The sequence below is a fragment of the Proteus sp. Marseille-Q3619 genome (assembly GCF_965283115.1).
On the sequence record NZ_CBDIMP010000001.1, the window covers coordinates 3,797,493 to 3,811,876 of the forward strand.

A 14,384-nucleotide genomic window follows, 5' to 3' on the forward strand; every position below is an offset into this window, starting at 1 on the left:
GTTTTTTTATGCCAATAGGAAATGATCATGTCTAGTAAATATGAAAAAACACAAGGCACTAAAATCAGTGTCTCGAAATTACCCGCAACAGAAGTTAACCCAGCTGATGCGGTATTTTTAGGGATTTCTTGCTCAACAAAAGAGATCAGTTATACCGGTGGGCAGAAATCAGATATTGATGTCACCACGCTCTGCTCTGAGGAGCAAGAAGTTACCAATGGATTATCCGCACCTGCAGAGCTCACCATTAATGGTAATTTCACCGATGATGAAGGGCAAGAAACATTACGTACCGCGTATGAAAATGATGAAGTTCATGCATTTAAAGTGGAGTTCCCTTCGGGTATTGGCTATACATTTTTAGCCGAAGTACGTCAAAACAGTTGGAGTGTTTCTACTTCGGGTGTGGTTTCTGCTTCATTTACCCTACGTTTAAAAGGTAAATCTAAGCCGATTAAAAACGGGACTGTTAATTTAAATAAAGGTAGCGAATAACCATGAAAAAACCGTCATTAAAATCACTGGCTTTAAGTGAAAAGAATGCCTTTCGCACAAAGAAAGTGAATGTTGCTGAATGGGGAAATGCGGTTGTTATGCTTCGTGAGCCGTCATCACCTGCGTGGATGAAATGGCGTGAAATTATTCATCATGATAATGCAGAGGATGAACATTCGTTATCTGACATTGAAATTGCACAACGTAATTTACGTGCCGATGTTGTGATGTTTATTGATGTGTTGCGTGATGAAAACGGGGATGTCGTTTTTGATGAATCAGACATCAACGATGTGATGGCTATTTATGGCCCTGTGCATTCTCGTTTATTAAAACAAGCGCTCGATTTAACTATTTCGGTTGATGATGCAGAAAAAAAGTAGCCCAGCCTGATACTTTCTTTTTAATGACATTGGCGCTCCGCATGGGGCGCACTCTTGATGAACTCACTCGCCAAATGAGCTTGAGTGAACTTCGGATGTGGATGGCTTTTGATCGCATTAATCCCATCGGTGATATTCGCAGTGATATTCAAACAGCACATATCGTTTCTTCTATTTATCACTCTCAAGGCGGTAAATGCACGCTTTCTGATGTGCTTTTACGCTGGGATCCCAAAGCAACCCAAGAAAGTGATGATAGTTCTAATGGGTTAGAGAATTTCTTTCAGTCTATTTCAGAAAATTAATTATTTTTGCGAGGATAAAATGGCAAAACTGCGTGAACTGATTATTAAAATTTCTGCTAATTCTTCCTCGTTTCAATCTGAAATAGCGCGTGCTTCGCGTATGGGAGAAAACTATTATCGGATCATCGAGCAAGGAGGACGACGAGCCAGTGGCGCATCTCGTGAAATGCAACGCGCCATCCATGATCTAAATGGTGAGTTATCCTCCATTAAAAATACTGTATCAGGCGTTGCGGGTGCATTTGCAGGGGCTTTTGCAACGCAACAACTTATCAATTATGCAGACACATGGAGTCAACTCAGCGGTCGATTGAAATTAGCGTCTACCTCGATGGAGGATTTTAAACAAGTACAGCAAGAGTTAATGACGCTGAGCCAAAGAACAGGTACATCCATTGCAGCGAATACGAATCTATACAGCCGTGTTGCACAATCCATGCGTGATGCGGGTTATGCTTCAAGTGATGTTGCTAAAGTCACCGAAACCATTGCAACTTCATTAAAGCTCTCTGGTGCCAGCACTCAAGAAGCGAGTTCTGTTATTACACAGTTGAGCCAAGCTTTGGCATCAGGCTTGCTTCGTGGTGAAGAATTTAATGCTGTGATGGAAAATGGTGGTCGATTAGCAAAAATGCTCGCCGATGGGCTTGGAACGACGATTGGTGGTCTGCGTGAAATGTCGCAAAATGGGCTGCTCACGATGGATAAAATTGTTCCTATCCTGACGAATACGCAACAGTTACGTGCTGAATTTGCGCAGTTGCCTACAACGGTTAGTGGTTCGGCTCAGAAGATTGAAAATGCGTTCATGGCATGGATCGGCAATGTTAATGAAACATCGGGTGCTACTCGCACACTATCAACCGCAATGGAAGGGATCGCTAACAATATTGATGGTATAGCCTCTGTTTCTGGCGTGTTAATTGGTTTGGGGTTGGCGCGTTATTTTGGTGGGTTAACAACAAGTGTGGCAAATGCAACCATTGGGGTTGCGCGTGCAACAAAAAGTGAAATAGCACATGCTCAAGCTCAATTGCAAGGTATCAAAATATCAACGGCTAGAGCAAGGGCGGCAGTCTATCGTGCTCAACAGGCAAGGTTAGCAGCACAAAGTGTTGAACAACAAGCATTGGCTGAACGTCGCTTAGCTTCCGCACAAGGAACATTAAACCGGAATATTTCTGCTAGACGCACGGTACAAGAAAACCTCAATAGAGTAACTTCAGTTGGAACACGTCTTCTTGGTGGTGCAATGGGGTTAATTGGTGGAGTTCCTGGTCTCGTGATGGCGGGAGCGACTGCTTGGTATATTATGCATCAGCGCCAGCAAGAGGCGAGAAGATCTGCCCTTGAGTATGCCAATACGCTAGATACTCTCAAAGAACGCATGCCTAACATGACTTTATCGCAGTCGCATGATGAGTCAAAAAATATAAAGAAAACGCTTGAAGTTCAAATTGAAGAATACGAAAAGCAAATTGCTAAAATCAAAAACATGGAGCGTGGCATAGTAAGTGCTCAACGTGAAGCGGATAACTTGCCGGAAGGTGTAGCAAGAGAAAGATTGCAATGGCGTATAAAAGAAACCGTATCTGCATTAGCCGTTGAAACTCAACGGTTGTCTCAAATGGAACAAGAGAAAGAAAGAACAACAAGCGCATTAAATGCGGTAGACAGTCAACGGAATTTTCTTATACGTCAGCAGGACTTAGAACAAAATAAAACCCATCAATCACTACTATTAATGAATGCCGAGCAAACTAAATTCAATCAAATCATGAACATTGGTAATAGTGTCTTAGCAACTCGACAGGCATTAGTTAATATTCCAATGCGCATTCCCAATGCAACATTAACTGATAAACAGCAAGCGTTAATAGATAATTCAGAAAGAAATAAGACTCTATCTTCATTGTCAGGTGAGGACAAAATAGTCAAACAAGCAGAGTTTTCTGCTGATGATGCCGGGTTATTAAATACACCAGAATTTGCTGATGCTAGAAGAGAATATATTGAAAATCAGGTCGAAGCATACAGGAGTCAGCAAAAGCTAAATGAATCTCTTCAAACAGGAAAGGCAACACAAAGCGCCTATGAAAAGGCGCAAAAAGAAGCTGAAAGAACCGCAGAGCAATATGAGCGGAAGATAGCAGATTTAAGTGTGGCAACAGAGGTTCAGAAGGTTAGAGCTTCACAAGGCGAAAAAGCTGCTTCTCTTTATGCAGCATCACATGAAAATGGGGCTAAATGGACTGATAAGCAAAGAGAAGCGATTGAACGTTCATCTGTCGCTCTCGCAGAATGGACGCAAAAAGCTGATGATGCCGTGAAAAAGCATCGTGATATGGAAGAGGCTCGTAAAAAACTGCAAGAAGCCACAGTCAAATTTAACGATGAAGCTACGTTAGCGACTCAAACCAATAGCATGAGTTCAAGAGAAAAAAGCTACTTTGAAGAAAGCCAGCAAATAGACCGTATCTACAATGAATCTGCGAAGAAAACAGAAGATATTGAAGCCAGATCTAAAGCATTAGATGCATTAGATCTTAAGTATCGAAATATAGCGCTCGCTGAATCTGACTGGACCGCAGGTATAACGCGAGGAATGAAAGATTGGGTTCAAGAAAGCGGTAACTACGCTGCTCAAACAGCCTCTGTCGTGCAAAATGCGATGGGAGGAATGGTTGACACAATCAGCGATAAATTAAATGGCAATAAAGCCAGTTGGAAAGATTGGTCTGTTAGCGTGTTGAAATCTATTCAGAATGTACTCATTAATGCGGCAATAGTGAATAGCCTGAATACAATGGCCGGTGCTGGTGGTTGGATGGGCGCTGTTGGTGGATTTTTAGGTGGTGTTGCTCATGCTAAAGGTGGGGTACATAGTTCAGAAAGTCTAGGTTCTTATAGTAATCAGATCGTTAGCTCACCCACTTATTTTGCCTTTGCTAAGGGGGGCGCGCCTAATCTCGGACTCATGGGTGAGGCAGGGAGTGAGGCTATAATGCCATTAACTCGAACTGCAGATGGCAACTTAGGGGTTAGAGTTGTTGGTGGTAATAATCAGGGCGCTCCTTCAGCACCTCAGGTTTACATTACCATTGATGGTAACGGTAATTCAGAAACTCAATCAACGAATGGATTCGAGCAGTTTGGTGCGGAGATTGGCCGATTTGTTGATAGTCGTTACCGAGAGTTAATGTCTAAAGATATTAGGCCGGGTGGTTTAATTTGGAATGCAACTCGAGGAGGCCGTTAAAAATGGAAACATTCACTTGGTGTCCACGTATAAACCCGACTGAAGATGTCTCTTACAACACAAGGAAAGTCAAGTTTGGGGATGGTTATGAACAAGTTTCTGGCAATGGTTTAAATTCACGTAGTCAGAAATGGGCAATGGAGTTTGTGGGTGATGATAATTACATTTCAGCTATCCGTCACTTTATTGATAAACACGCAGGAATAAAGTCATTTTTCTGGAAACCGCCTCTTGAGCCACTTGGATTGTATCGTTGTGATGAACACAAACTCATTCCGAACGGTGCAGGAAATTACACCCTTTCTTTGGTTTTTATTCAGGCATTTAAATCATGATCACAGCCGATTATCAAAAATTAGAGCCGGGCAATACTGTCCGGCTTTTTGAAGTTGATGGTACAGAATTTGGTGTTCCTAATATTCTGAGATTCCATGCATACAATATTCCTATCACGGAAGAGGAAATGCAAAAGGCTAAAGGAGAAATAGAGGCTAAGTCCATTTGGTGGCAAGGGAATGAATATGGGGCATGGCCAGTTCAAATAGAAGGGTTAGAGTCCTCTACAACGGGATCTAGCGCTAATCCTAAACTATCAGTGGCTAATTTAGATAGCTCAATAACCGCATTATGTCTGCATTATGATGATATGTTGAAAGCAAAAGTGATTATTCACGATACACTTTCTCATTATCTCGATGCAGAAAATTTTAGTGATGGGAATGCTTCTGCAGATCCTACCCAAGAGCGAGTATCTGTCTTTTATATTGATAGTAAAAGTGCAGAAACAAATGAATTTGTTGAATTTACACTGGCGAGTCCAATGGATTTACAAGGTGTGATGATACCCACTCGGCAACTACATTTAATGTGTACATGGTGTTTACGAGGGCAATATAAATCGGGAGATGGGTGTGATTATGCAGGGCAAAATGGTTATTTTGATAAACAGGGTAATCCTGTTGACGATCCATCACTAGATAAGTGCAGTGGTTTATTGAAAACGGGGTGTGTGCCTCGATTCGGTAAGAATAATCCTCTTCCTTTTGGTGGTTTTGTCGGAACCTCATTGTTACGGAAATAATAATGATGCAAAAGAAAATACGAGAGGCGATATTTTCTCATGCAAAAAAGGAATATCCCAAAGAAGCATGTGGCGTTATCGTACAAAAATACAGAGTAAAGACGTATTTACCTTGTGTAAATGTAGCTACAACACCTCAAGAGCACTTCGTTATTTCTCCCCAAGAATATGCATTATGTGAAGACCAAGGCGTCGTTATTGGTATTGTTCATAGTCATCCAGATGCTACGACTCAGCCTTCTGAGTTAGATCAGGCTCAATGTGATGCACTGGGTATCCCTTGGTATATTGTCAGTTACCCCGAAGGGGATTTTCGTGAAATTCTTCCTCGAGGCGAACTTCCTCTTATTGGCCGTCCATTTGTGCTTGGTTTTACGGATTGTTGGGGGCTAATAATGAGTTATTTTAAGCAAACACATAATATTGTATTACCTGATTATCGTGTTGATTATCCATGGTGGGAGCGAGGTGAAGATCGCTATATGGATAATTGGCAAGAAGCGGGATTTGTGAAAGTAGAAGGTGAACCACAAGCAGGCGATATGGTTGTTATGCAGGTTCAATCTAATGTTGCAAATCATGCCGGTATTATTCTGGATGATGGTATGTTGTTGCATCACCTTTATGGGAGATTAAGCCAACGAGTTCCTTATGGTGGTTATTGGCGAGATAGAACGGTTATTATTTTAAGAATTAATAAAAGTCTACATGAAGAGGGTTTATCGTGAAAAATCTATTATCATTTTTAATTATGACATTATTGGCACTACCTAGTTTTGTGTATGCACAAAAACAATCTGATGATAAAAAAATTGACTATCGTCCATTAACTCAAGAAGAAGAAATAACAATCAAAGCATGGGTATCCAATGGGTTAAAAGATGGGGAAAGCGCAAAATTCAAATTAAGCGAAAGAGTCATCTCTATTAATAATGAGCCTGAATATATATATTGCGGGTTAGTTAACGCAAAAAATTCTTATGGAGCATATTCTGGTTGGGTTGTTTTTAAAAGTTTTGTAACTAAAAATGCTTACAATAAATTAATTGCACTTACGGACGTAGGGCAAAAAATGGGCGTAGATCCAGCTATGCAAATAGGTGATGGTAAATTTTATGAACAGGTATTATTTGACACCTGTACATCTAAAGGATATTTCAAAGGAAACTATTTAAACGAAGATTTAATAGGAAGAAAGTAAGGAAGATATAACCTTATATTTCTTATGCCTACCCGCCAAGTGCGGGTTTTTTTATGGAGTTTTTATGCAAGAAGAAAAGATGGTAACAATAGAGTTAAGCGGAATATTAGGAAAAACATTTGGTAAAACTCATCAGCGCATAATTACGACAACATCAGAAGCAATCAGAGCACTTTGTTGTACCTTAAATGGATTTGAACAGTATTTAAATACCAGTAAATCACGAGGATTAACATACGCCGTATTTAAAGGGAAAAAGAATATTGGTGTTGATGATCTTAATTTTCCAATATCAGAAGAAATTATTCGTATCGTTCCCATTGTGATGGGGAGCAAAAGAGGTGGTGTTTTTCAGACTATTTTTGGTGCCGTCCTTGTTGCTGCCGCTATATGGCTACCTTGGGGTTCCGCATTATGGGCCAGTAACCTTTTATTTGCTGTTGGCGCATCAGTAGCTATCGGCGGTGTTATCCAAATGCTTTCACCTCAACCGAAAGGTCTTGCAATGCAAGATCAGGGTGAAAACAAACCTTCGTATGCGTTTGGCTCTCCTACTAATACCGTTTCTCAAGGTTACCCTGTGCCAGTGCTTTATGGCGAACGAACTATTGGTGGTGCCATCATTTCTGCAGGTATTTATGTAGAAGATCAGCAATAAATCTATTTGGAATAATCTAATGAGAAAAACAATTCACGGTCAAAAAGGGGGCGGTGGTAGTCCTCGTGTGCCTGTTGAACAACCCGATGATTTACAATCTATTGCTAAAGCAAAGTTACTCATTGCATTGGGTGAGGGAGAATTTGCCGGAGAGTTAACGGCACAAAATATCTTTCTTGATGGTACGCCGTTAGAAGACACTGAAGGAAATTCAAATTTTAGTGGTGTAACGTGGGATTTTAGATCTGGCACACAAGCACAGACTTATATTCAAGGATTACCTAGTGCTGAAAATGAGATCAATGTTGGTTCAACGATTTCGAGTAAAACACCGTGGGTTCACACATTTACCAATTCACAATTATCAGCTATTCGAGTTCGTCTAAAGTGGCCTTCATTATTCAAGCAAGAAGATAATGGGGATTTGGTGGGTAATGAAGTTAAATACGCCATTGATTTACAAACTGATGGTGGTAGCTGGAAAACTGTTATTGATAGTGCCGTGAAAGGAAAAACGACATCAGGTTATGAGCGAGCACACAGAATTGATTTACCTGAATCGACAACATCATGGTCACTACGTGTTAGAAAAGTCTCTAATGATGCTAATAGCAGTAAAATTGGTGATACGGTTGTTTTGCAAAGTTACACTGAAGTCATTGATGCTAAGTTTACCTATCCTCATACGGCGTTACTTTATATTGAATTCGACTCTAAACAATTCAATGGCTCTATTCCGCAAATAACGTGCAAACCGAAAGGGCGCATAATCCGAATACCCTCAAATTACAATCCTATTGATCGCTCCTATACGGGCGTGTGGGATGGTTCCTTTAAATGGGCATGGACCAATAATCCTGCATGGGTTTTCTACGACATTGTTATCTCCGATAGATTTGGTCTTGGACAACGAATAAATCAACAACAGATTGATAAATGGGAGTTATACCGTATAGCGCAGTATTGTGATCAATTAGTAGCTGATGGGAAAGGTGGTGATGGCACAGAACCTCGTTATGTCTGTGATGTTTATGTGCAAGATAGAAATGAAGCGTATAACGTGCTACGTGATTTTGCAGCCATCTTTCGAGGGATGACCTATTGGGGTGGCGGTCAGATTGTAACATTAGCGGATATGCCTCGTGATATTGATTATAGCTATACTCGAGCCAATGTGATTGATGGAAAATTTATTTATTCAAGCAGTAGCAGTAAAGAAAAATATTCCACGGCATTAGTTTCGTATTCAGATCCGCAAAATGGATATGCTGATGCAATGGAGCCAGTGTTTGAACCTGATTTAGTTTCTCGGTTTGGGTTTAATCAATTAGAAGTTACCGCAATTGGTTGCACCCGACAAAGTGAAGCAAACAGAAAAGGGCGCTGGGGAATACTGACAAACAATAAAGACAGAATGGTGACATTTTCTGTCGGATTGGATGGGAACATTCCGCAACCCGGTTACATTATCGCGGTTGCTGATGAACTGTTGTCAGGGAAAGTCACTGGCGGTCGAGTGAGTGCCATCAATGGCAGAAATATCACGTTAGATCGCGTTGCAAGTGCTGTGAGTGGTGATCGCTTAATTCTCAATCTTCCTTCAGGGCAATCTCAAGCAAGAACGATACAAACAGTATCAGGGAAAGTGATCACGGTTACAACGGAGTACAGTGAGATACCAGAGGCAGAATGTGTTTGGGTTGTCGAATCAGAAGAGCTGTATGCGCAACAATATCGCGTTGTCAGTGTCACTGAAAATGAATCTAATCAATTTACTATTACCGCCATTCAGCATGATCCCAGTAAATATGAACACGTTGATTCTGGTGCATTGATAGATGAACGGCCCATTAGTGTTATTCCTCCTAATAACCAGCAAGCCCCGAAAAATATAGTCATCGACTCTTATTCCATTGTAAGCCAAGGCGTTAACATTGAAACGATGCGAGCACAGTGGCCACAAGTTGAAAATGCAATCTCTTATGAAGCGCAATGGCGTAGAAACGAAGGCAATTGGGTCAATATGCCTCGTAGCTCCATTAATTCTATTGAAGTTCCTAATGTTTATTCTGGTCGATATTTAGTCCGTGTTCGAGCCATTAATGCTTCTGAGATCTCCAGCGGGTGGGGGTATTCTGACGAAAAAACGTTAACAGGCAAAATGGGTAACCCACCCAAACCGATTAACTTTAGAGCGTCACCATTAGTCTTTGGCATTAAGTTAGACTGGGGATTTGGTGAAAACACCAGTGATACATTAAAAACTGAAATCCAGTACAGCAAAACGAATGATGGTGAAGGTCTGATGCTGTTATCTGATGTTCCTTACCCATCTAAAACCTATGAAATGGCGGGTTTATCGGCAGGTGTCGCGTTTTATTTTAGAGCAAGGCTGGTGGATAAAACTGGCAATCAATCTGAGTGGACTGAGTTTATTCGGGGAGAATCGGAGTTTGATGTAGGTACGATATTGCCAGAGCTTGATGGACACTTCATGTCATCAGAAGCCGGCCAGCAACTTAGTGAACGCTTGGATTGGAATGCTGAGACAGCAATTATTCTTAGTAATGCTGACTCTCAACTATCACGCAGTCTGTTGGTGAAACACGGTCAATCACAAGCTGGAATCAAAGAGCTATGGCAAGTACGTGCAACGGATAACGAAGCATGGGCACAGGAAGTTAAAGAAATTTATTCTGCTGTTGGTGACAACAAGTCTGCAATTAAAGAGACTCAAACGTCAATTACTGAGCTAAATAAAGCTTTCGGTCAAACAACTACGGAGATCCGCACAGAGTTAAAAACAACTAACCAAAATTTAGCCGATACCAACCAGAATTTAGGCAATACAGATAAAGAAGTTGGTCGTATTCGTGCTGATGTTGCAACAAATAAAGAAGCGATATCTGAAACGAATAAAGCCATGGCTAAATCTGAAGAACAGGTACAGGCGCAATTTGGCAAACAGCAGGGCATGATTAACCAAAAAATGCAGGCTGAATTTGAGCAATCAGGCGACGGTGTTGTCACTCATTCAATCAATATTACGATTGTTCATAATAACGTGAAATACAATGCAGCAGGGCAAGTGATCAGCGCTCAAGTTAAGAATGGAAAGCTCGAATCATTCTTTGGTTACAACGCAAATAACTTTGCTTGGTATAACCCTGCAAATGGCAAGATGGAATTATTCATGTATGCCAAGAACGGGCAATTCTTTGTTCGAGATTTATTTATCGAAGATGGTTCGATTACAAATGCAAAAATAGGGAATGTTATTCAATCAAATAATTATGTGGCGGGGAAATCAGGCTGGATAATTAATAAAAATGGATATGCTGAATTTGAGAATGCAAAATTTAGAGGAGAAATTAAAGCAACTAAAGGCACAATGAATAATGTGATTATTGACAAGGATTGTGAAATTAAGGGCACTTTAAAAGTGGAGAATATCGAAGGTGACATAGTTAAGTTTTATTCTCTTGGTAATGGAGAAACAATTACAATACCGGCACAATCTTTTGACCGTGTTATTCAAGTAGTCACCATAGCGACGACACATAATAGCAAGTGGTGTCGATTATGGCTAAATGATGATAAATTTTTTGAAATTAAAAATGGTGGGAATTATGAAGACTTTGTTTATTGGAATTCTCCATCAACAACGTTAAAAGCGAATACACCAGGCGTATTTAGATATGACAGCGAAGATAGATATTTCAAAATAACACTATTAGCCTGCAAGCAATAAGGAAATAAATCATGATATACACAACAGGCACAGTCTCTACTGTGTCAGGGTCTGCTATTGTCAAAGGCACTGGCACTAAATTTAAAAATAATAATCCAGCCATTAATATCGGAATGACTATTTTAATTAAATCAGGAAACACGAATATTCCGTATATGATTAAATCCGTTAATTCCGACACAGAATTAGTATTAGCACACCCTGCATTAGCCACAGCAACGAACACCACATTCTCGATTCATATTACTGAGCCAGATAATAATAGTGATGCAGCAAGAACGATGATTGCAATAAATGCATACACGCAATATTTTCTCGATGCGATGAATACATGGATGACTGAAACAGGGCAGACAAAAATTGAAATGCCAAATGGTGAAGTTATCACGCTCGATAGTATTAAGAAGATGCAAGGGAATATTAGCAAGAAAGCGGATGATAATAAGACGGTTCACGTTGGTGATTTTGGTGTTGGAGCAACTGCCGATAATGGCCCTATCATACCATTAACACCGCCTGACGCTAACGATATAACTTCTGCTGGTTTTTATGGTGCTGGTGGGGCTAATTCAGCTAACTATTTTGAACCATATAAGCCTCTTATTGTTTCTACAAGACAAGGCGGGGATGGTACTGGAGCTGTTTTACAAATACAGTCGGGTGGTACTGTACAAGCTCCATTGCTTGCTAATAGGATTCGCGTAAACGCAAAAGCTTGGTCTGATTGGTCTGTATTAGCCTCTTTGACAAACTCAGAAACTCAGAGATTCAATGGTCAGTTAATGTCTTACCAAGGGCTTTATAGTTCAGATAAGTCTAATCCAACAAATTATTTTGGGTTATTGAGAGCTGAAAAGGGTGTTCCTTACGGATTTTATCTTTCCTATGATGGTTCTGGTAATAGTATTAGATTTCCAGAAAGGAAAGGTGGAACACTGATGCTAGTTGGTGATTATGGTTTAGGTTCTATAAACCCAACATTTACTAATGATGATTTAAAAAACACCCATCACACTTCTTTTTTTATGCAGGGTGGTGGTAGCGGGACTAACCTCTTTACAAATCATGGATGCGGTATTCACCTTGCTTATAATTCAACAATTAAGGCCGGTTTATTTGTTAATGCGTCAAATGGTGTTACATATTCATATACTTCAGATGTCAGTATTAGTGATGGGTTTACTAGAGTAAGGAAGATATATAGCGAGGCTAATACAACAACCGATAGCAATGGTTTTATTAAACGCGCCTCTCCAATCATCGACATCAATCCTGACGGCACATTTACAACTAACGACGAATCAGAAGGCGCAACGGTTACTCGAGTAGCTCAGGGTGAATATCTTATCGAAGGTGTACTCGGATTTAATTCAGATGCTGGCTGGGGCGGTATTGATGGCGGTATTGAAATTCCACTCGATGTTAATAAACAGCCACTTATTTGGGTGGATTCTGAAGTTAATGAAGACGGTTCTATTCTCGTTAAAACTTATCACCGTACTCATCCTAACGCACCTGAGTTTGCTCGTAATGATATTGACGGTTATAGCGATGGTGATCCGATTGATATTCCCGATGGACGTTTTATCTCTGTTCGTGTACAGATGCCAGAAGGCTCAATCTATAATGTGAGAATGCGTGAGATGGAAGAAGCGTAGAAAGTGGAAGAGGAACGCAGACAAAAAGAAGAGGAGATGAAGGAGCAATTAAGTTTAGGTGAAAATGATAAATTGCTGTAATCATTAACTGTACTGGCTCAAGATTAGAACTTATGCTGTTACATAGAGTCATATATGAGCCAGCGTCTGCTTTATGCCACAAGCTGAGATAACAAATGTTACAAGCATTTAGGTCAAAGATCTAAAAGTGTGAGATATGCTTACAATTTGACCAGTAATTACCTGTGTAAGATAAGCTATTTAGTAATAAAAGAACAGCCTAAAAATAATATAAATCAGAACATTGCGTATGCCTTTATCACTTGCTGCCCTAAAATTTGAGCTGTCAATAAATATAGATATTGCTTAGGTTGTGTTTTCAAAAATTCACTTATTAACCATTGTTCTTTATTGGAGAACAAACTATCAAATAGGTGGGGGCGATATCTTGTGATAGAGCCAAGATAAAACATCATCATATAAATAATAGACTCTTGACTATATCTAAACGATGGATCCATACATTTTGATATATAAATTGTATATCCATTCGAGCCAATATAGTACCAAACCCCATCCTTTCTTATTTCCTTAGAAAGATTGTAATATTCAGCGTGAGTAGGATCTTTATAATAACGCATTGTGATTGAGCAAAAGTAATAATAATGCCCATTGATTAATCCAGGGTAGGTTAGTTCTATATTTGGACTCCAATTTATATTAGAACCGTGCTGTGTACTTGATGTATAGCAGATATCATCCTTATATCTTAGTATGTTATACCCAGCATTGACTAATTTTTCTGCATCTATTTCATTTAAGACCCCTAGATCTCCACGAAAATATAATACTTTACCTTTTCTAAATAAAGCATGGTCAATTATTTTAATAAAAAACTCCGGCTTTCTATATATTTCGCTATATGATCTGTGTATGCCAGTGCAATGCGATAGTATATCTCTTATATTTAAATTTTTCGGTCCGCTATTATAGGGTGGTGCTTTTGATAAATCGAAAAAATTTAACATCTCATGTGCGACTTGAATATCACCGTGGTTACTTGTTTTTATGGTGACGCTAGATTTTGAAAATTCACTCTGATAATCTTCAGATATACCATGCGTATATCCCTTAAACAAAACATTTTTTTTTCTAGAAATATTTATTGCGATTTTTGAAAGATTAAGAAATGCATAATAATATAATAATGGCTGGGATTTTACCGGGCTATTCTCTGCTGATTCGTAAAAATTCTTCGCTTGTTCCAAAAAAGAAAATAGTACTTTTTCTTTTTTTAGCTTATCAGTTGTTGTTTTGGCTGTTTTCTCAATATAACGTTTCAAAATATAATCCCAAAAAGCCCATATATCAGAAACAATTATTTTTTCACCAGAACCAATTTTTAGTTTATTATAATCCATAGAGAATAATGGAAAACCATTAAGATACTTTCTTATTTGTACAATTGACATATACCATTCCAATACGCTACTGTAAAATTTAAAAATAAAACCCATTTTATTCAATGCATTGTAGAATTATGACTTATCCTTGTTTAGTCCTAAAGTTCAAAACGTCACCACTTTTCATCCT

The 14,384-nt window shown here is 39.4% G+C and carries 12 protein-coding genes; 11 read left to right on the top strand and 1 reads right to left on the bottom strand.

From position 1 onward, the window contains the following. The first annotated feature begins 27 nt into the window (after positions 1-27). The 11 genes from ACWPWK_RS17670 (at position 28) to ACWPWK_RS17720 (ending at position 12,791) form a co-directional block, all read left to right on the top strand. On the top strand, positions 28-495 hold the full coding sequence (locus tag ACWPWK_RS17670; RefSeq protein ID WP_109372939.1) for a phage tail tube protein: 468 nt from the start codon (positions 28-30) through the stop codon (positions 493-495). 2 nt (positions 496-497) lie between these two features. Further along, positions 498-878 (top strand): phage tail assembly chaperone, encoded by a 381-nt coding sequence (locus tag ACWPWK_RS17675; RefSeq protein WP_109372940.1) that lies wholly within the window; start codon positions 498-500, stop codon positions 876-878. A 41-nt stretch (positions 879-919) separates the two neighbouring features. Further along, on the top strand, positions 920-1,183 hold the full coding sequence (locus tag ACWPWK_RS17680; RefSeq protein ID WP_227335946.1) for a phage tail assembly protein T: 264 nt from the start codon (positions 920-922) through the stop codon (positions 1,181-1,183). A gap of 19 nt (positions 1,184-1,202) precedes the next feature. Continuing rightward, positions 1,203-4,442 (top strand): phage tail tape measure protein, encoded by a 3,240-nt coding sequence (locus tag ACWPWK_RS17685; RefSeq protein ID WP_109372941.1) that lies wholly within the window; start codon positions 1,203-1,205, stop codon positions 4,440-4,442. 2 nt (positions 4,443-4,444) lie between these two features. Beyond that, the gene (locus ACWPWK_RS17690; protein WP_069366999.1) at positions 4,445-4,777 is read left to right on the top strand and encodes a phage tail protein; all 333 of its coding nucleotides are present in this window, start codon (positions 4,445-4,447) and stop codon (positions 4,775-4,777) included. Further along, the gene (locus tag ACWPWK_RS17695; protein ID WP_454209226.1) at positions 4,774-5,523 is read left to right on the top strand and encodes a phage minor tail protein L; all 750 of its coding nucleotides are present in this window, start codon (positions 4,774-4,776) and stop codon (positions 5,521-5,523) included. Before ACWPWK_RS17690 ends, ACWPWK_RS17695 begins: the two co-directional genes overlap by 4 nt. A gap of 5 nt (positions 5,524-5,528) precedes the next feature. Further along, the gene (locus ACWPWK_RS17700; protein ID WP_069367030.1) at positions 5,529-6,251 is read left to right on the top strand and encodes a C40 family peptidase; all 723 of its coding nucleotides are present in this window, start codon (positions 5,529-5,531) and stop codon (positions 6,249-6,251) included. Next, the gene (locus ACWPWK_RS17705) at positions 6,248-6,724 is read left to right on the top strand and encodes a hypothetical protein (protein WP_069366997.1); all 477 of its coding nucleotides are present in this window, start codon (positions 6,248-6,250) and stop codon (positions 6,722-6,724) included. Before ACWPWK_RS17700 ends, ACWPWK_RS17705 begins: the two co-directional genes overlap by 4 nt. Positions 6,725-6,788: 64 nt before the next feature. After that, positions 6,789-7,382, top strand: coding sequence for a tail assembly protein (locus ACWPWK_RS17710; protein WP_023582499.1), 594 nt, complete (start codon positions 6,789-6,791; stop codon positions 7,380-7,382). 19 nt (positions 7,383-7,401) lie between these two features. Then, complete coding sequence (gene gpJ, locus ACWPWK_RS17715) at positions 7,402-11,133, top strand: TipJ family phage tail tip protein (RefSeq protein WP_109372942.1); 3,732 nt, start codon at positions 7,402-7,404, stop codon at positions 11,131-11,133. 11 nt (positions 11,134-11,144) lie between these two features. Continuing rightward, positions 11,145-12,791: a phage tail fiber protein gene (locus tag ACWPWK_RS17720; RefSeq protein WP_244185043.1), complete on the top strand. Its 1,647-nt coding sequence runs from the start codon at positions 11,145-11,147 to the stop codon at positions 12,789-12,791. Positions 12,792-13,087: 296 nt separating this feature from the next. Here ACWPWK_RS17720 and ACWPWK_RS17725 read toward each other — a convergent pair whose 3' ends face one another. Next, entirely contained in the window at positions 13,088-14,263 is a 1,176-nt protein-coding gene (locus tag ACWPWK_RS17725) for a YaaC family protein (RefSeq protein ID WP_454209227.1), read from the bottom strand. Positions 14,264-14,384 lie beyond the last annotated feature (121 nt).

Bases quoted from the DNA above. Each gene is read 5' to 3' on its own strand.
- ACWPWK_RS17690 (WP_069366999.1), top strand. From the start codon at position 4,445: ATGGAAACATTCACTTGGTGTCCACGTATAAACCCGACTGAAGATGTC.
- ACWPWK_RS17710 (WP_023582499.1), top strand. From the start codon at position 6,789: ATGCAAGAAGAAAAGATGGTAACAATAGAGTTAAGCGGAATATTAGGA.
- ACWPWK_RS17675 (WP_109372940.1), top strand. From the start codon at position 498: ATGAAAAAACCGTCATTAAAATCACTGGCTTTAAGTGAAAAGAATGCC.
- gpJ (WP_109372942.1), top strand. From the start codon at position 7,402: ATGAGAAAAACAATTCACGGTCAAAAAGGGGGCGGTGGTAGTCCTCGT.
- ACWPWK_RS17700 (WP_069367030.1), top strand. From the start codon at position 5,529: ATGCAAAAGAAAATACGAGAGGCGATATTTTCTCATGCAAAAAAGGAA.
- ACWPWK_RS17680 (WP_227335946.1), top strand. From the start codon at position 920: ATGGGGCGCACTCTTGATGAACTCACTCGCCAAATGAGCTTGAGTGAA.
- ACWPWK_RS17725 (WP_454209227.1), bottom strand. From the start codon at position 14,263: ATGTCAATTGTACAAATAAGAAAGTATCTTAATGGTTTTCCATTATTC.
- ACWPWK_RS17685 (WP_109372941.1), top strand. From the start codon at position 1,203: ATGGCAAAACTGCGTGAACTGATTATTAAAATTTCTGCTAATTCTTCC.
- ACWPWK_RS17670 (WP_109372939.1), top strand. From the start codon at position 28: ATGTCTAGTAAATATGAAAAAACACAAGGCACTAAAATCAGTGTCTCG.
- ACWPWK_RS17695 (WP_454209226.1), top strand. From the start codon at position 4,774: ATGATCACAGCCGATTATCAAAAATTAGAGCCGGGCAATACTGTCCGG.
- ACWPWK_RS17720 (WP_244185043.1), top strand. From the start codon at position 11,145: ATGATATACACAACAGGCACAGTCTCTACTGTGTCAGGGTCTGCTATT.